The sequence below is a fragment of the Lentibacter algarum genome (genome assembly GCF_018860975.1).
GTDB classification, from domain to species: domain Bacteria; phylum Pseudomonadota; class Alphaproteobacteria; order Rhodobacterales; family Rhodobacteraceae; genus Lentibacter; species Lentibacter algarum_A.
Genome location: NZ_JAHKQI010000003.1, coordinates 214,967 through 231,117, shown reverse-complemented (window position 1 = coordinate 231,117; position 16,151 = coordinate 214,967). Strand labels below are relative to the sequence as shown.

The following is a 16,151-nucleotide window of genomic DNA, read 5'->3' as shown; positions in this document are numbered from 1 at the left end:
AGGTTCAAAGTGTCAGAACTTTGGCTGCCACGGGTCTTGGGGCTCGCATTCGGTAAAAGTGCAACAGCGCCTTTGTTAGCCTTCGGTATGTTTGCGCACAAAGGCCGACACGATACGCACGATTTCGGGCGACAGAAGTGGTGTGATGATATGGCCCATGCCTTTGATGGGGTGATACTCGCTGTCTTTGATGTGCGCCGCAATTTCGGCACCTAGCTCATGCGGGATGAGAGCGTCATCAAGCCCGTGGATGACGCAACAGGGCAGATCAAGCTCTTTGAGGGCGGGGCGTCTGTCGGGGGCGTTCATTGTCGCCAGAAGCTGGCGGTTGATGCCTGCGGCCTTTGGCCCGCCGCGCAGGTAGGCGGCTTTGGCCTGGGCTCGGATGAAGGTTTCATCGGCGGCGTAGCCCGGGCTGCCCCAGATGCCGTATTCAGCAATGAGAGCGTCTGCGCTAGCGGCCTCGGAGGCATCTTCACGTGCCAGAAGTTGTGGCAACAAGCCAGCCACTGCGCCGCGTTCGACAAGAGGGCGGCACGCCGTCATGACGATGGTGTCGGTGAGCAAGCGTTCAGGGTGATTGAGCGCCAAAAGCTGCGCGATGACCCCGCCCATCGAGATGCCGAAAATATGGGCCTTGTCGATGTTAAGTGCATCGAGGATGCCAACAACGTCTTGTGCCATATCCGCGAGCGCATAGGCGGGGCTGATATCTTCACCGGCAGCCGCTGCTGCGGTGATCTCGTCGGCGTCTGAGAGCACGCCGCTGTCGTCAAAGCGCTGGGAGAGGCCGACATCGCGGTTGTCAAACACCACGGTGCGAAACCCCGCCGCAACGAAGCCGCTGATCAGGTTGTCAGGCCAGTGGACAAGCTGCGTGCCAAGCCCGCGGATAAGCACGAGCGCGGGGTTGGCTTTGTCGCCGTGGTCTTCAACTTCGAGGGTGATTCCGTTGGCTTTGAGTTGCATGGGTGGCTCCTAAGGGTTGAACGGCAGGGGGGTGACGGTGTAGCCGCGCTCGGCCAGAAGGTTGAGCAAGCCTTGCTCGCCAATGAGATGCGCAGCGCCAACCGCAATGAACACGGTGTCGTGCTTTTCGCTAGAAAGCCGGTCAATCCATGCGTGATTGCGGCGATTGAGCAGCGCATCTTCAAAGCGGGCAAAATCAGCCTCGGCAGTAGGCCCGCCTTCGTCTAGCGACATCTGTTTCGTAAACTGCCAGAACTGAGCGATTTCACCCTCCAGATATGTCTCCAGCAGGGTTTGGATCATGTCTTGCGGCGCAATTTCCGACAACAGGGACAGCTTGAGCATTGCGACTTGTTCATCGCGCGTGAAGGTATCAAGTGCTTCAAGTGCGGCGGTGTAATGCTCGATGGACTGCGTCTCGCGGTTGGCGGCGCTCAGGGCGCTGGCTAGGAGCGTATCAATGCCTTTGCTGCCATCGCCTCCGGACTGCATGAGCTCAAGCGTGCAAGGCGTCATGCCCATCATCGACATCACAAAGATCGGTTTCATCTTGGCGGCCATAAAAGAGGGGAAGTTGCGCTTGCCCATTTCACTTGCGACATGCTTCCAGTCGCCGTCCGAGAGGAGCTCGGGCAGCGTTGGGCCGGTGTTGTAAAACATCAGGTCGGAGTTTGAGAGCATTTCTGTTTGGGCAAGTTCGCTGTCAGCGGCGGTCATCTCGAAGTAGCTGACATCGGCGGACAGGGCGGTTGGCCAAAGGGCTGTCACATGGGCCTCGGTTTGCGCATGCGGGAGGTGATAGGTGCCGAACACTGTGAAGGTTTGCGCACCCTTTTGAGCCTGCCAGAGAAGGCCTTGCCCGTAAGGGAGCTTGGCTGCGTCGGATTCGAGCTTGGAAAGCTCGGCGGCGGGCATACTGTCAAACAGGTTGCTGCCTGCGCATTCGTCGGCTTGGGCGGTGAAGGGGAGGGCCACAAGCGTGGCAAAAAGCAGGTGACGAAACATGAGAACCTCAAAGCATTGCCCCGCCAAGTTAGGCGCTATGAACGGTGAGCTCAAGTTTTGTGCAAGCTTTCTTACGAGCTTCCTTGACTCGCTTCAAAACCGAACCTAACTATGCGTCGTTAGCACTCGCATGTGGTGAGTGCTAAACCTGCTCAAGCAGCGGGTAACAATTGAAACTCAAGCGTAAGGAGCCTCATCTGATGGCATTTACACCGCTTCACGACCGCGTAGTCGTTCGCCGCGTAGAAGGCGACGAAAAAACTGCTGGCGGACTTATCATCCCTGAAAGCGCCAAAGAAAAGCCTGCTGAAGGCGAAGTTATCTCTGTTGGTGCCGGCGCACGTGACGAAGACGGCAAGCGCATTGACATGGACGTAAAAGCGGGCGACCGCGTTTTGTTCGGCAAATGGTCAGGCACCGAAGTCACGATCGACGGCGAAGAGCTGCTGATCATGAAAGAATCCGACATCATGGGCCTTATCGCCTAATCGTCCTTCCCCGAAATTTAGAATTTAGGAGCAAACTATGTCAGCTAAAGACGTAAAGTTTGGAACCGACGCCCGCAACCGGATGCTCAAAGGTGTGAACATCCTTGCCGACGCGGTTAAAGTTACACTCGGCCCGAAAGGCCGCAATGTTGTGCTGGACAAGTCGTTCGGCGCGCCACGTATCACAAAAGACGGTGTGTCTGTTGCCAAAGAGATCGAGCTTGAAGACAAGTTCGAAAACATGGGCGCGCAGATGGTTAAAGAAGTGGCCTCACGCACCAACGACGAAGCCGGCGACGGCACGACAACAGCAACAGTTCTGGCACAAGCGATTGTGAAAGAAGGCATGAAGTCGGTTGCAGCGGGCATGAACCCGATGGACCTCAAGCGCGGTGTGGACATGGCGACAGCGAAAGTTGTCGAAGCCATCAAAGCCATGGCACGTGAAGTTAAAGACAGCGACGAAGTTGCGCAGGTTGGCACCATTTCAGCCAACGGCGAAGCCGAGATCGGCCGTCAGATCGCGGATGCGATGCAAAAAGTCGGCAACGAAGGCGTGATCACTGTTGAGGAAAACAAAGGCCTCGAAACAGAGACAACCGTTGTTGAAGGCATGCAGTTTGACCGCGGCTACCTGTCACCTTACTTCGTGACAAACCCTGACAAAATGATCGCAGATCTCGAAGACTGCATGGTTCTGTTGCACGAGAAGAAGCTTTCTTCACTGCAAGCTATGGTTCCGCTGCTTGAGCAAGTGATCCAGTCACAAAAGCCACTCCTGATCATCGCAGAAGATGTTGAAGGCGAAGCTTTGGCGACACTCGTGGTTAACAAACTGCGCGGCGGTCTGAAAATCGCAGCTGTTAAAGCCCCTGGCTTTGGCGATCGTCGTAAGGCGATGCTGCAGGATATCGCTATCCTGACAGGCGGCCAAGTGATCAGCGAAGAGCTTGGTATGAAGCTTGAGTCAGTCACAATGGACATGCTTGGCACGGCCAAGAAGATCACCATCACCAAAGATGAGACAACCATCATCGACGGCGCTGGTTCAAAAGCCGAGATCGAAGCACGGGTTACACAGATCCGCGCGCAGATTGAAGAAACCACGTCTGATTACGACCGTGAAAAGCTTCAGGAGCGTGTTGCGAAACTCGCAGGCGGTGTGGCTGTGATCCGCGTTGGCGGCATGACAGAAGTTGAAGTCAAAGAGCGCAAAGACCGCGTTGACGATGCTCTGAACGCCACACGCGCAGCCGTGCAAGAAGGCGTGATCGTAGGCGGCGGTGTTGCTCTCGTTCAAGCTGCTAAGGCTCTTGACGGGCTTGAAGGCGAGAACAACGACCAGAGCGTTGGCATCAACATCGTTCGCAAGGCACTTGAAGCGCCCCTGCGTCAGATCGCTGAGAACGCTGGTGTTGACGGTGCGGTTGTTGCGGGCAAAGTGCGCGAGTCTTCAGACACGTCATTTGGCTTTAACGCTCAGACAGAAGAGTATGGCGACATGTTCTCTTACGGTGTTATCGACCCTGCAAAAGTTGCGCGCACAGCGCTGCAAGATGCGGCTTCAATCGCTGGCCTGTTGATCACAACAGAAGCTATGGTTGCTGATCTACCGTCAAAAGACGGCGGCGCAGCCGGCGGCGGCATGCCTGACATGGGCGGCATGGGCGGCATGGGCGGCATGATGTAAGCTGCATTCCTTTAGGAATGTCAGCAGCCCGACAGGCTCTTCACCCTTCGTGAAGATGCCGAGAGGGAACGCTCAAAAGTAAAGAAAGGGGCTGCTGCAAGGCGGCCCCTTTTCATTTGGCCGCGGCTCCTTATGGTGAGCTCGGAAGCTCCGCAGGGAGTATTTTGCAAAGGAAAAGCCGAAAGGGCGCGGGATGTTGGACTTTGTGAGGCCGATGAAGGCCGGGGAAGAGGCCGAGGTGAGTGCCTTGCTTGAGGTGGCTTTTGGCGGCACCGATGAAGTGCGGCTTGTTGAACGGCTGCGCAAGGCGGGTGCGATTGCGGGCGAGATGGTTTTGCCCGCGGGCGGCGTTTTGGCTGGTTATTACGCGCTGTCCTACATGGTTGCACCTAAGGGCTGGCTTTGCCTCGCGCCTGTGGCTGTCGCACCAGACTGGCAAGGCAAGGGGCTTGGCCGCCGCATGATGGGCCAGCTTGTGGCTTGGGCCGAGGCGACGCGTGCCGAGATCGTGGTGCTCGGACGCTCCGATCTGTATGAGGGTGTCGGGTTTTCACGCGCCAAAGCAGAGCTTTTTGAGACACCCTATCCCGTTGAGCATACGATGTATTATGGCCCGAAGTCAGAAGCGAAGGCGCTAAAACTGGGCTATCACAAAGCCTTTGAGGGGGTTTGAGAGTGCGGTTGTTCTGGCTAGTCACTTTGACGATGGCGGCATTTGCAGCAAACTCGGTGATCACCCGTCTGGCCCTTGCCACGGGTGCTACGGAGCCAGCGGCATTTGCGGCGATCCGGTTGTTTTCCGGCGCATTGGTGCTGGGGGGGCTGGCATCGGTTCGCAGCGGGCAGGTGCCTTGGAAGGGCGGCTCGACCGTTGGTGTTGCATCGTTGTTGGCCTATGTGCTGGGCTTTTCCTTTGCTTACGTCAGCTTGGATGCAGGAGCCGGAGCGCTCTTGCTGTTTGGCGGCGTGCAAGTGACAATGTTTGCCGCCGCGCTGGCCGGTCGGGAGCGCATATCGGCCGCAAAATGGGCCGGAACGGTGCTGGCCTTTGCCGGATTGTGCTTGCTGATGTGGCCGAGTGGCGAGGGAGCCGTGACGGGGCTGAGTGTGGCGATGATGCTGCTCGCAGCGGTTGGCTGGGGCGTTTACTCTTTGGTCGGGCGGGGTGCGCAAGACGCCATGAGCGCCACAGCCGGAAACTTCGTGCTGGCGGCGCCTTTTGCCTTGCTGCTTTGGGCTCTGGTGCCAAGTTGGCCCACGTCTGAGGGCGTTGCGCTGGCTTGCCTGTCAGGCGCTGTCACCTCCGGGCTGGGCTACGCGCTTTGGTATCGGGTTTTGCCGCAGTTGAGCGTGAGCACAGCCGCAGTTGCACAGCTGACGGTGCCGGTTATGGCCGTGCTCGGCGGGGCGCTTTTGCTGGACGAAATGCTGAGCGTGAAGCTGCTGGTCTCTGCCGCGATGGTGCTTGGCGGCGTGGCGCTGTCGCTTTATCGAACCAAAGGTTCGAGGGGATCATAGGCGAACCCATCGCCCCAAGCGACATCGGGCAGGCTGTCGGGCTTGAAGCGGATTTGCTTGAGCGCGTCACGGCTGAAAAACTTGCGCCTGGTGACGATATGCTCCGGATCTTGCCAGTCTTCGGAAAGTTGGCCGGAGATAACTGTGCAGCGAAAGTAGATATCAACCTGATGGAATGAGCGCTCGGGCGCGTGAAACTCGTTCACCATACAGGGCGCGCCGACGGTGACAGTTAACCCTGTTTCCTCATGCACCTCACGGGCAAGGTTTTCGGGCAAGCTGTGGTGCGGATCGGCCCCGCCGCCGGGCGCACACCAGAGGTCGTTTTCGCTTTCAGTCCGGTTTTGAGGCCATGCATTTACCATGAGCAACTCGTCGTTAACCAAGATTATGGCGCGGGTTGCGAGGCGGATCGGGCGTCTAGGCAACGTAGCATTCCTCCTATTTCCCTCTTTAATAAGGCAGGCTTTACGCTTATCTCAAGCCCATGAAATTTGTATTTGCTTTTTTGATTGCCATGACACCTGCCGTTGTGCGGGCTGATTGTGTTGTTCTCTTGCACGGGCTTGCACGCACTGAAGGGTCGTTGTTTTTGCTTGAGGAGGTGCTTGAATTGCGCGGCTATACAGTCGTGCGGCCCGGGTATCCTTCCACGAGTGAAACCGTCGGAGCCTTGGCAACTGAAGTTATGCCTGCTGCGATCAAGGCTTGCAGCGAAGATGGTGCGGCACAGGATGAGACCGTGCATTTTGTCACTCATTCGATGGGTGGAATTGTGCTGCGGTATTGGTTTGCAGGCCAGAAACCGGAAAATCTAGGCCGCGTTGTAATGCTTGCACCGCCCAATCAGGGGGCGCAAATTGTTGACGAGCTGGGCGGTTACGAAGCCTTTGGCTGGATCCACGGGCCAGCGGGATTGCAGCTTGGCACCGGGCCTGACTCGATCGCGGCGCATCTGCCTGATGTTGACTTTGATCTTGGCGTGATTGCAGGCGATCGCTCGATTAATCCTGCGCTTTCAAGCCTTGTTGAAGGGCCGGACGACGGCAAAGTAGCTGTTGCTGAAACGCGCGTGAACGGGATGAAGGACCACATTGTCTTGCCGGTGACACATACGTTTTTGATGAACAACCCGCTGGTCGTTGGAGAGGTTGTCGAGTTTCTTGAAAACGGGGCTTTTGACCATGAGCTGACTCTACAGGATTTGATCTGGGACTGGCGCTGGAACCGCATTGATGACTGAACTGGCGTTGCGCTTGACGGGCGCAGATGTGCTGCGGGCTGACGGTGTTAACCAAGAGCCGCTGGCCTTTTCTGACGGGGTGATTTGCGAGCGTGCCGAGCGCGACGTAAACCTTGAGGGCTACCTCGTTTTGCCGGGGCTTGTAGACATTCACGGTGACGGTTTTGAACGCCATGTTGCGGTGCGACGGGGGGCGATGAAGGACATGAGCGATGGGCTGCGCGCGGCGGAAGCCGAGCTCGCGGCCAATGGCATCACCACGGCGACGATGGCGCAGTTTTTCAGCTGGGAAGGCGGGTTGCGCGGGGCCGAGTTTGCCGACAAGTTCCTTGGCACTTTGCGGCTGGTTCAGGAGCAAGTGATCACTGATCTTCAGGCGCAATTACGTTTTGAAACACATATGCTGGATGACTACGATGAGTTTGAAAAGCTTGTTGAAAAACATGCTGTTAAATATGTTGTCTTCAATGATCACATCCAGCATGAGCGGCTCGAAAAGGGGCTTGTGCCCCGGCGCTTGAACGGCATGGCCCTGAAGAGCCGGCGCAGCCCCGAAACGCTGCACAAGCAGTTGCAAAAGATGCATGATGACCGCGCTAAAGTTCCGGCGGCGGTGACCGCACTTGCAGAGCGTCTGGCGGCCAAAAATGTGCGCCTTGGGAGCCACGATGACCGCACTCGTGAAGACCGCGTTTTTTGGGCAAATGCGGGCGTTGCGCTGGCCGAATTTCCCGAAACGATGGAAGCCGGTGAAGCGGCTGGCGAGAGTGGCGCAGGTGTGATTTTGGGCGCGCCGAACGTCGTGCGTGGCGGCTCTCATAATGGCAACGTCAGTGCGGTTGATCTGATCGCCATGGGTCATTGCCACGCGCTTGCATCCGACTATCACTACCCTTCGATGCGCCGGGCGGCTTTCTTTGTTGAAGCCGCCGGTTTGCTCGATTTGGCGGGCGCTTGGGCGCTGGTCTCAAGCGGGCCTGCGCGGCTTTTGGGGCTGACTGACAGGGGCACCCTAGAGACGGGCAAGCGCGCCGATATGATGATCGTTGATGCTGGAACCAAGCGCCTCGCAGCGACCATCGCTGGCGGGCGCATTAGCCACATGTCAGGTGACATCGCCGCGCGGTTTATTCAAAGCGGCAACTGACGGTGCCCCATGCGCCAAAGTCGGCCACGATGTGCGTATCGGCTGGGCACTCAAGCGGGCGGATGAACGACCCTGACAAGATGACTTGCCCGGCTTTGATGCTTTGCCCGTAAAGCTCCATGCGAGCAGCGAGCCAAACGATGCCTTCTACCGGATCATTGAGCACGCCTGCGCCAAGGCCGGTTTCTTCGACTTGTCCGTTGGCCGAGACGATTGCGCCGATCCAACGTAAGTCTGAGGCCGGATCAAAACGCGCTTCGCCAAGCACGATGCCAGCATTGGCGGCGTTATCGGCGATGGTGTCAAAAATTTTGCGCGTCTGTCCGCTAGAAGGATCAACCCGCTGCACTCGGGTATCAAGGATCTCAAGGCTGGGCGCGACATAGTCAGTCGCGGCGATCACTTGCTCACGTGTGACGCGGCCTTTGAGGGGGGCTTTCATCACGAAAGCGATTTCAGCCTCGACGCGCGGCTGGATAAATCGACCCTGTGGAATGCTCGCTCCACTTTCAAAGCGCATGCTTTCCAGCAACACGCCACTGTCAGGGATGTCGATGTTAAGCGCCATCTGCATCGCGCGGCTGGTGAGGCCGATCTTCCAGCCTATCACCTCGTCACCCTTGGCCTGTTTCAGGGCGACCAAGCCTGCCTGAATGGCATATGCGTCGTCCATTGTGATGCCGGGGTACTGCTGTGACAATACGCCGATTTGCTCGCTTGTTTGCTCAGCCTCATATAGGGCTTGCGCGGCGGCTTTGATCTGCGCTGGTGTCATTCGTCACGCACCGTATTTCGGAGCTCACCGATGCCTTCAGCGGCGACAATGATCTCGTCACCGGGCACCAGATAGCGCGGCGGATCAAAGCGTGCGCCTGCGCCCGTGGGCGTGCCGGTGATGATGATATCGCCAGCAACAAGCGTGGTGAATGTCGAGATATATTCGATCTGCCGCCGGATCGGGAAGAGCATCCGCGAGGTGCGATCGTCCTGACGCAACTCACCGTTCACATGTGTCGTCAGGCGGATGTCGTCAAGCTGCTTGGCGTCTTTAAACGGCACAAGCCAAGGGCCGATAGCGCCAGAGCTGTCCCAGTTTTTTCCTTGAGTGACGTTGAACTTGGCGTGGCGCACCCAGTCGCGTAAAGTACCTTCATTACAGAGACTTAGGGCGGCGATGTGATCAAAGGCATTCGCTTGTGAAATGCGACGGCCGCCTTTGCCTATGACAACTGCGATCTCGCCTTCATAGTCGAGCTGCGGTGTCTCCGGCGGCCTTACAAGCGCCTCGCCGTGGCCGGTAAAGCTGCGGGCAAATCGCGGAAACAGCGACATATTTGGCGGGGCGTCTTGCCCGTCTTTATACTCGGCGTTGCGGTCGGGGAAGTTCACACCAACACAGATGATCTTCTCGGGGTTTGGCACCGGAATGGCGTATTGAAAGCTGCCATCTTGATGTGTCACTGCACGGCCTTGCGCCGCAGCTTCAAGCTCGGGCAAGCCACCAGCCGCGATCACATCACGCATCGTTGTCCACTGCGGAAACTCATCAGAAAGCGCCAAGAAGCCGCCCTCAACAACCGCGCCAAAAAGTTGGCCTTCGTTGGTATTTACAGTCGCAAATCGCATGGCTTATCCCTTCTTGTCGAGCAACTCGACTTCTATAAATGCACAGGCAAAATCATTGCCGTTGATCACGTCATGCTCGGTGCCGATCTCGCGATAATATGGCACGCCGTTTTGCAACTCGGCTGTCATTTTTTCACCATCCGGCAAGTCAATTTCCAGCACTCCGTCAAACAGTGGCACGACCACGTAGTCATACTCGTGGCGGTGCCAGCCGGTGTTGTCACCGCGCGCAGCAAACGACCAGCGCGTCACCCGCACCCGCCCGTTGTCGATCAGCACTTCGCCTTTGGCTGTGCCTTCGGAAGCTGTGTTACACATCTAAGTCCCTCCGGCTTTTCCTTTTGCAAAAATACTCAAAAACCGCCCTCACGGCGCAATGATCGGTTGCGCCTTGAGCGCGCTTTCGCGTGTTTCGGCTCCATCAAAGACGCTGCCGTGTTCAAACCAAGAGCGCGGGGCGGCGGCGCCCCAAAGCGTTTGGCGTTGCGGGTCGGTCAGATCCCATTTGATGGCTTCCAGGTCAGGGTCAACTGTCTGATAGTCCGAGCAATAGATCTCAATTCTATGGCCGTCAGGGTCAAGCACATAGAGGAAGAATGCATTGGAAATGCCGTGCCGCCCGGGGCCGCGCTCAATGTTTTCGACCCAGCCTGTCGTGCTCATCAGATCAAGCAGGTCAATGATCGCCAGCGGTGTGGGAACCCAGAAGGCCGAATGGTGCAGGCGAGGGCCGGTGCCGTTGGTAAAGGCCACGTCATGCACGCCGCCTTTGCGGTGCATCCAAGCCGCCCAGACTTTGCCGCTCTCGGCGTCTTCGGTGTATTCTGTCGTGCGAAATCCGATCTCGTTGTAAAACGCCACGCTCGCGTCAACATCGCTTGAAAACATGTTGAAATGATCAATCCGCAGGGGCCTCACGCCCATATAGCGTTTGTATTCCTGATGGATTGGCGCGAGGCGGTCCATTTTGACATAAAACTCAAGCGGGATGCCCCAAGGGTCGCGCGTGCGTAGGGTCTTTCCCATGTGCGGGCGGGTAACCCATTCAGTTGGCAAGCCTTTGTCCGAAAACCACTTTTCGGCTTTTTCCAGGTCTGGTTCGTCATAGAGCTTGAAGCCCAGCACGCCGACGTCGGCAGTATCGGCTTTAACCAGCACAATGCAGTGGTGGCCGCGTTCTTCCAAGGCACGGAGGTAGATGCGCTCGCCGTCTTCAAACGAGACTTGCAGGCCAAGCGTGTCGACGTAAAAGGCGCGGCTTTTGGCAAGGTCTTTGACGCGGTATTCAACATGAGAAAGCCGCACGATGTTGAACGGAGGATAGAGGACTGGGGATGGGACTGGCATTGTTTTCTCCGATCTGTTTCAAGCGCCGAGACGCGGGATTTTGTGCTCGCCAATGGCGAAGCCGATATGTTTTTGCTCCATATAGAAGTCAAAGCTCCACTCGCCGCCGTCGCGTCCGATGCCTGAGGCTTTGACGCCGCCGAAGGGCGTAGGCAGGTGGCGCACGTTCTCGGAGTTAACCCAGATCATCCCCGCTTCGAGCTTGTCGGTGAAGCGCATGGCTCGGGTGATGTCTTGCGTCCAGACATAGCCAGTGAGGCCGTAGTCGGTGCCATTGGCGATCTCGAGGGCTTCTTCCTCAGTTTCAAACGTGAGCGTGGTCAGCACGGGGCCGAAGATCTCCTCTTGAGCGATGCGCATGTCAGGCGTGGCCTCGGTAAACAGTGTCGGGCGCACGTAGTGGCCTTTGCCTTGCGGTGCCTTGCCGCCAGCTGCGATCGTGGCGCCGTCTTGCTTGGCGATGTCAAAGTAGGAACAGACTTTGTCGTAGTGCACTTTATGAATGAGCGGGCCGACTTCTGTTTCCGGGTCAAGCGGGTGTCCGACTTTGATGTTCTCGACACGTTTGACAAGCTTGTCAGTGAACTGCCCTGCGATGCTTTTTTGCACGAGCAAGCGCGACGACGATGTGCAGCGCTCGCCGTTCAATGAGTAGATCATGAAGATCGCGGCATCGAGCGCGCGCTCCTGATCGGCGTCGTCAAACACGATGACGGGGTTCTTGCCGCCAAGCTCAAAGTGCACACGCTTGAGCGTTTCCGAGCCTTGGCGCATGATCATGCTGCCGGTGCTGCTTTCGCCGACAAAGGCGATAGCTTTGATCAGTTTGTGCTCTGTGAGCGCCTTTCCGGCATCTTCTCCAAAGCCGTTGACGAGGTTCCAGACGCCTGCCGGTAGGCCCGCCTCATGGGCGATCTCGGCGAGGATATGCGCTGTGATCGGGCTGAACTCGGCTGGCTTATGCACCACGGTGCAACCCGCGGCCAAGGCTGGCGCGATCTTCCATGTCGAGAGCATGAAAGGCGTGTTCCAGGGCGTGATGACGCCTACAGGGCCGATCGGTGTGCGGGTTGTGACGTTCATCAACGTGGGTGAGGGCAGTGCTTGGCCGTCGCGGGCGGCAGGGGCCTTGTCTGCGAAGAAGCGAAAGTTCTCAGCGCCGCGCAGAGCGGCTTTTGACATGAAGCGGATGGCTTGACCGGTGTCGAGACACTCGGCAAAGGCGATCTCTTCAGCGCGGGCCACAATGCCGTCGGCGATTTTGTGGAGGATCTTCTTGCGCTCGACCAGTGGCATGTCACGCCAAGCGGGGAAGGCTGCGTGGGCGGCTTTCGCGGCGGCATCAATGTCGGCTGCGCCGGATTTGGCCACTTTACAGAGGAAGGCTTCATCTACCGGTGAGGCGTTGTCAAATGTCTGGCCCGTGAGGGCGGGAACAGTCTTGCCGTCGATGATGTTCATCACGCCGTTGTCGGCAAACCGCGCGAGATAGGCGGTGGCTTTTTCAATATTTGCAGTGAGGTCACTCATGTCAGGCGTCTTTCTTCAAATGGTCACGGATACTGCCCGTTTTGGGGCTTAAGGAGGCGTCGATGTCGCGCATTTCGATAGAGAGCGCGATGGAATGCTTGGCCATTGCCGGAGCCAGGAGGGCCTTGAGCGCCTCGAAGATGTGCTGTGTTGCGGCTTCTTTAGCTTGCTGTTCACGGCCTTCGCGCAGGCGAATGGAGAGGTCGAGAAAGGCGTGCTCGGGGTTGCCATCAGCGATGCTGACATGTTCGGCTTTGAAGGCGCGAACACGGATGCCAGCCATCGGGAACAGGCCGGTTTCTATCGCCGCGAGGCGTAAGTGGTCGCAAAGCGCTGCCATATCGACACGCGCCTCAAGATTGGCTGAATACTCGATGCTGAAATGCGGCATGCGCGATTCTCACTCCCTTAGTCATTAACATGTTAATGATAATGGGAGGGGCGAGTCAAGCCAGCTTAGTCGCGTTTGCCAGAAAACCGCGTGGCCCAGCCTTCACGCTCATCGTCGGTGATCTTGGCGAAGAGGTTGTCGGGCACGGTGAACTCATGGCCTGCGGGGAGCGCTGTGAGGGCGGCTTCAACGTCATCGGGCCAGCTGGTGTCGAGCGTGTTCATGGCCACGAACAGTTTGGCTGAAGTCGTGGGCATGAAGGGCGCCGACAGCACCGCGTAAAAGCGGATCAGGTTCAAAGCGAGGCGGATTTGCGCGGCGGCTTGATCGGGGTCTGTTTTGAACAACGTCCACGGGGCGGCTTCCTGCAAATACTCGTTGCCTGCGGCCCAGATCGCGCGCAGCTCTTGTGCTGATTTGCGCACATCCATGGCTTGCATGTGGGTTTCATAGGCGCGGGTGCGTGTGGTGAGTGTCTCGATCAGCGCGGCCTCGGCGGGGCCGAATGCGCCGGCTTCAGGGACGGTTTCGCCGAACTTCGAGCGGCAGAACTTAGTGACCCGCGACACGAAGTTGCCGAGCACATCAGACAGGTCTTTGTTGACGCCACTCTGGAAGCCTTCCCATGTGAACTCGGCGTCTGATGTTTCCGGGCAGTTGCTCAGGAGCCACCAACGCCACACGTCCGCGGGGAGGATCTCGAGCGCTTGATCCATGAAGACGCCGCGTCCACGCGAAGTTGAGAACTGGCCACCTTCATAGTTTAGGTAGTTGAAGGACTTGATGTAGTCGACCAGCTTCCAAGGCTCTTGCGAGCCGAGGATTGTCGCGGGGAAACTGAGCGTGTGAAAGGGGACGTTATCTTTGCCCATGAACTGGGTGTAGGTCACGTCATCGGCGCCCTTGTCGGTGCGCCACCAGCGTTGCCATTCATCGCCTTTCGCCCATTCCTGCGAGCAGGCGATGTATTCGATCGGGGCGTCAAACCAGACGTAAAAGACTTTGCCCTCCATGCCCGGCCAAGGCTCGGTTCCGTTCTTGACGGGCACGCCCCAGTTGAGATCACGGGTGATGCCACGGTCTTGCAGCCCTTCGCCGTCATTGAGCCATTTGTTGGCGATAGATGTGGTCAGAACGGGCCAGTCAGTCTTGGAGTTGATCCAGTCTTGCAGCGTGTCGCGGAGCTGGCTTTGCTTGAGGTAGAGGTGTTTTGTGGCGCGCTCTTCGAGGTCGGTTGAGCCGGAAATCGTCGAGTGCGGGTTGATCAAATCAGTCGGGTCAAGCTGCTTGGTGCAGTTGTCGCACTGGTCGCCGCGGGCGTCTTCAAAGCCGCAGTTCGGGCAGGTACCTTCAATGTAGCGATCCGGCAGGAAGCGGCCATCGGTCTTGGAATAAATCTGGGTTTCGGCGACTTCCTCGATCAAGCCGGCCTTGGAGAGCGCCCCTGCGAAGTGCTGGGTGAGCGCGTGATTTTCGGGAGAGGACGAGCGACCGAAGTGATCAAAGCTGAGGCCGAAGCCCTCGGCGATGCGCGCTTGAACCTCGTGCATCTCGGCGCAGTATTCAGCAACTGGTTTGTTGGCTTTTGCAGCGGCGAGTTCGGCTGGCGTGCCGTGTTCGTCTGTGGCGCAGAGGAACAGAACCTCATTCCCACGGGCGCGCTGGTAGCGGGCGAAAAGATCAGCGGGAAGCTGGCTTCCGACCAGATTTCCGAGGTGCTTAATCCCGTTGATGTAAGGGATTGCCGAAGTGATGAGGTGGCGTGCCATGCTGCTGTCCGTCGTTGCTGTTTGGCTGTGCTTAACGGATCGTGCGCGCAGGTTCTACAGGTTTCGAATTTTGCTGTGCAAAATCCGACCAATGTGGGGGCCAGCCCCCACACGCAGGTTTAAGTGGGGGCCAGCCCCCACATCCCCGGGATACTTGACCCAAGAAAATGAGTTGGCTGATACTTGATGCGGGTTTTAGGGCTTGTCGCGGCTACGACCCAAGAGGCGGCCGATGGTGAAGGAGGTGCGCGGAGCGTAGACGTAGGGGGTGCGCGTCTCCGGTGTGGCGCGGCTGCGCATGCGGGCGAGGCCGAAGACGGCGAGGGCGGCGTGGCCGATGGCGATCATGATAAAGAGAGCGGGCGGGCCGAAGGTTTCCATCAGTTGCGAGGCGAGGAGCGGGGCAGCGATAGCCCCTGTGGCGAACCAGAACATCAGGGCTGCGGAGAGTTCGACGCGCTCTTCGTTGGTGGCAAAGTCGTGGGCGTGCGCGGCAGCAACTGAATAGATCGGGAAAGTTGTGAGCCCGAACAGCGCAGCGTTGAGCAGGATGCCGGTTGTAGAGAGGCCTTGTAGCAGCGCAGTTGAGGCGCAGCTGAGAATGGCGGCGACAGAAAGCCAGATCAGCACCCAGCGTCTGTCATATTTGTCGGCAAGCCAACCAACGGGATATTGTGCCAGCGCGCCACCGAGGATAAAGGCAGCGAGGAAGGTCGCGATCTGGGTGATTTGCAGGCCAACTTCCTGACCATAGACAGGCCCGACCATGCGAAATGAAGCCGAGCTAAGCGCTGCGACAACCACACCGGCGGCAGCCAGAGGAGAGCGTGACAGCGCGAGCATCGGGCGCAGGCGCGGGGCGGCAGGCGTTTCGGGCTGACTTGCCGTTGTCAGTGTGATTGGTAGCAAGGCGGCGCAACAGAGCAGCGCCAGAAGGCTGTAAGAAACGTAGCTTGCGGGTTCGAGAAAGCCGATAACCAGCTGGCTGGCGAGAGAACCGCCCATGTCAACGACACGGTATGTGCCCATCGCGCGACCGCGGGACTCGTTGGTGACTTTGGCTTGCAGCCAAGCTTCGACAACAGTGTAGCAGCCCGCCACACAGAGGCCGGACGCCACCCGCATGAGTGCCCATGCGTAAGCGTCGACAACGAGATAGTGACTGAGCAGAGAGATCGCTCCGAGAGATGTGAAGGCGGCAAAAGCGCGGCTGTGACCGATAGAACCCAAGAGGCGCGGGGCCCACCAGCAGCCTATGAAGAAGCCAAGGAAGTGTGCCGAGCCGAGCAAACCGATTTGCGCACGAGAAAAGTTGAGTGCGATGCCGGAGAGGGCATCAAGCGGGCCAACACCACCGGAGGAGAGCTGCAACAAAGCCACAGAGAGAAAGAGGGCGGCGAAGGAAACAAGTAGGCGCATAAGACCCTA

General features: G+C 58.0%; 17 protein-coding genes. 6 read left to right on the top strand and 11 right to left on the bottom strand.

Annotation, left to right across the window (positions count from 1 at the left end):
• Positions 1-75 precede the first annotated feature (75 nt).
• Together KO498_RS03865 and KO498_RS03860 are read right to left on the bottom strand one after the other, a co-directional pair.
• The gene (locus KO498_RS03865) at positions 76-969 is read right to left on the bottom strand and encodes an alpha/beta fold hydrolase (protein WP_215958556.1); all 894 of its coding nucleotides are present in this window, start codon (positions 967-969) and stop codon (positions 76-78) included.
• A 9-nt stretch (positions 970-978) separates the two neighbouring features.
• Positions 979-1,974 (bottom strand): TraB/GumN family protein, encoded by a 996-nt coding sequence (locus tag KO498_RS03860; RefSeq protein ID WP_215958555.1) that lies wholly within the window; start codon positions 1,972-1,974, stop codon positions 979-981.
• Positions 1,975-2,174: 200 nt separating this feature from the next.
• Between KO498_RS03860 and KO498_RS03855 the strand changes: the two genes are divergently transcribed.
• The 4 genes from KO498_RS03855 (at position 2,175) to KO498_RS03840 (ending at position 5,670) form a co-directional block, all read left to right on the top strand.
• A complete protein-coding gene (locus tag KO498_RS03855) occupies positions 2,175-2,462 on the top strand; it encodes a co-chaperone GroES (RefSeq protein WP_215958554.1) in 288 nt (95 codons plus the stop codon).
• Between the two features lie 37 nt (positions 2,463-2,499).
• Positions 2,500-4,152: a chaperonin GroEL gene (gene groL, locus KO498_RS03850; protein ID WP_215958553.1), complete on the top strand. Its 1,653-nt coding sequence runs from the start codon at positions 2,500-2,502 to the stop codon at positions 4,150-4,152.
• A 193-nt stretch (positions 4,153-4,345) separates the two neighbouring features.
• Positions 4,346-4,825, top strand: a complete 480-nt coding sequence (locus tag KO498_RS03845; RefSeq protein ID WP_215958552.1) for a GNAT family N-acetyltransferase — start codon at positions 4,346-4,348, stop codon at positions 4,823-4,825.
• Positions 4,826-4,827: 2 nt separating this feature from the next.
• Positions 4,828-5,670 (top strand): DMT family transporter, encoded by an 843-nt coding sequence (locus KO498_RS03840; protein WP_354667615.1) that lies wholly within the window; start codon positions 4,828-4,830, stop codon positions 5,668-5,670.
• On the opposite strand, the gene KO498_RS03835 is transcribed toward KO498_RS03840, so the two are convergent.
• Positions 5,640-6,098, bottom strand: coding sequence for an NUDIX domain-containing protein (locus KO498_RS03835; protein WP_215958551.1), 459 nt, complete (start codon positions 6,096-6,098; stop codon positions 5,640-5,642). The genes KO498_RS03840 and KO498_RS03835 overlap by 31 nt on opposite strands.
• A 59-nt stretch (positions 6,099-6,157) precedes the next feature.
• Here KO498_RS03835 and KO498_RS03830 point away from each other — a divergent pair, with 59 nt between their 5' ends.
• Both KO498_RS03830 and KO498_RS03825 read left to right on the top strand, forming a co-directional pair.
• On the top strand, positions 6,158-6,913 hold the full coding sequence (locus KO498_RS03830; protein ID WP_252731252.1) for an esterase/lipase family protein: 756 nt from the start codon (positions 6,158-6,160) through the stop codon (positions 6,911-6,913).
• Positions 6,906-8,060, top strand: coding sequence for an alpha-D-ribose 1-methylphosphonate 5-triphosphate diphosphatase (locus tag KO498_RS03825; protein ID WP_215958550.1), 1,155 nt, complete (start codon positions 6,906-6,908; stop codon positions 8,058-8,060). The genes KO498_RS03830 and KO498_RS03825 overlap by 8 nt, the downstream gene beginning before the upstream one ends.
• Here KO498_RS03825 and hpaH read toward each other — a convergent pair.
• The 8 genes from hpaH to KO498_RS03785 all read right to left on the bottom strand — a co-directional run bounded on the left by hpaH (position 8,041) and on the right by KO498_RS03785 (position 16,142).
• A complete protein-coding gene (hpaH, locus tag KO498_RS03820; protein ID WP_215958549.1) occupies positions 8,041-8,835 on the bottom strand; it encodes a 2-oxo-hept-4-ene-1,7-dioate hydratase in 795 nt (264 codons plus the stop codon). The two genes, KO498_RS03825 and hpaH, sit on opposite strands and share 20 nt — an antisense overlap.
• Positions 8,832-9,686 (bottom strand): fumarylacetoacetate hydrolase family protein, encoded by an 855-nt coding sequence (locus KO498_RS03815; protein ID WP_215958548.1) that lies wholly within the window; start codon positions 9,684-9,686, stop codon positions 8,832-8,834. The genes hpaH and KO498_RS03815 overlap by 4 nt, the downstream gene beginning before the upstream one ends.
• A 3-nt stretch (positions 9,687-9,689) precedes the next feature.
• Positions 9,690-10,004, bottom strand: a complete 315-nt coding sequence (locus KO498_RS03810) for a cupin domain-containing protein (RefSeq protein WP_215958547.1) — start codon at positions 10,002-10,004, stop codon at positions 9,690-9,692.
• A 48-nt stretch (positions 10,005-10,052) separates the two neighbouring features.
• Positions 10,053-11,033, bottom strand: coding sequence for a 3,4-dihydroxyphenylacetate 2,3-dioxygenase (gene hpaD / locus KO498_RS03805; RefSeq protein ID WP_215958546.1), 981 nt, complete (start codon positions 11,031-11,033; stop codon positions 10,053-10,055).
• Between the two features lie 18 nt (positions 11,034-11,051).
• Positions 11,052-12,563, bottom strand: coding sequence for a 5-carboxymethyl-2-hydroxymuconate semialdehyde dehydrogenase (hpaE, locus tag KO498_RS03800; RefSeq protein ID WP_215958545.1), 1,512 nt, complete (start codon positions 12,561-12,563; stop codon positions 11,052-11,054).
• A gap of 1 nt (position 12,564) precedes the next feature.
• Positions 12,565-12,954: a 5-carboxymethyl-2-hydroxymuconate Delta-isomerase gene (locus KO498_RS03795; protein WP_215958544.1), complete on the bottom strand. Its 390-nt coding sequence runs from the start codon at positions 12,952-12,954 to the stop codon at positions 12,565-12,567.
• A 65-nt stretch (positions 12,955-13,019) separates the two neighbouring features.
• Positions 13,020-14,723: a methionine--tRNA ligase gene (metG, locus tag KO498_RS03790; RefSeq protein ID WP_215958543.1), complete on the bottom strand. Its 1,704-nt coding sequence runs from the start codon at positions 14,721-14,723 to the stop codon at positions 13,020-13,022.
• A 195-nt stretch (positions 14,724-14,918) separates the two neighbouring features.
• On the bottom strand, positions 14,919-16,142 hold the full coding sequence (locus KO498_RS03785; RefSeq protein WP_215958542.1) for an MFS transporter: 1,224 nt from the start codon (positions 16,140-16,142) through the stop codon (positions 14,919-14,921).
• Positions 16,143-16,151: the final 9 nt, after the last annotated feature.

Bases quoted from the DNA above. Each gene is read 5' to 3' on its own strand.
- hpaH (WP_215958549.1), bottom strand. From the start codon at position 8,835: ATGACACCAGCGCAGATCAAAGCCGCCGCGCAAGCCCTATATGAGGCT.
- KO498_RS03810 (WP_215958547.1), bottom strand. From the start codon at position 10,004: ATGTGTAACACAGCTTCCGAAGGCACAGCCAAAGGCGAAGTGCTGATC.
- hpaD (WP_215958546.1), bottom strand. From the start codon at position 11,033: ATGCCAGTCCCATCCCCAGTCCTCTATCCTCCGTTCAACATCGTGCGG.
- KO498_RS03865 (WP_215958556.1), bottom strand. From the start codon at position 969: ATGCAACTCAAAGCCAACGGAATCACCCTCGAAGTTGAAGACCACGGC.
- KO498_RS03815 (WP_215958548.1), bottom strand. From the start codon at position 9,686: ATGCGATTTGCGACTGTAAATACCAACGAAGGCCAACTTTTTGGCGCG.
- hpaE (WP_215958545.1), bottom strand. From the start codon at position 12,563: ATGAGTGACCTCACTGCAAATATTGAAAAAGCCACCGCCTATCTCGCG.
- KO498_RS03860 (WP_215958555.1), bottom strand. From the start codon at position 1,974: ATGTTTCGTCACCTGCTTTTTGCCACGCTTGTGGCCCTCCCCTTCACC.
- KO498_RS03855 (WP_215958554.1), top strand. From the start codon at position 2,175: ATGGCATTTACACCGCTTCACGACCGCGTAGTCGTTCGCCGCGTAGAA.
- KO498_RS03785 (WP_215958542.1), bottom strand. From the start codon at position 16,142: ATGCGCCTACTTGTTTCCTTCGCCGCCCTCTTTCTCTCTGTGGCTTTG.
- KO498_RS03845 (WP_215958552.1), top strand. From the start codon at position 4,346: ATGTTGGACTTTGTGAGGCCGATGAAGGCCGGGGAAGAGGCCGAGGTG.
- KO498_RS03795 (WP_215958544.1), bottom strand. From the start codon at position 12,954: ATGCCGCATTTCAGCATCGAGTATTCAGCCAATCTTGAGGCGCGTGTC.
- KO498_RS03830 (WP_252731252.1), top strand. From the start codon at position 6,158: ATGAAATTTGTATTTGCTTTTTTGATTGCCATGACACCTGCCGTTGTG.
- groL (WP_215958553.1), top strand. From the start codon at position 2,500: ATGTCAGCTAAAGACGTAAAGTTTGGAACCGACGCCCGCAACCGGATG.
- KO498_RS03825 (WP_215958550.1), top strand. From the start codon at position 6,906: ATGACTGAACTGGCGTTGCGCTTGACGGGCGCAGATGTGCTGCGGGCT.
- metG (WP_215958543.1), bottom strand. From the start codon at position 14,723: ATGGCACGCCACCTCATCACTTCGGCAATCCCTTACATCAACGGGATT.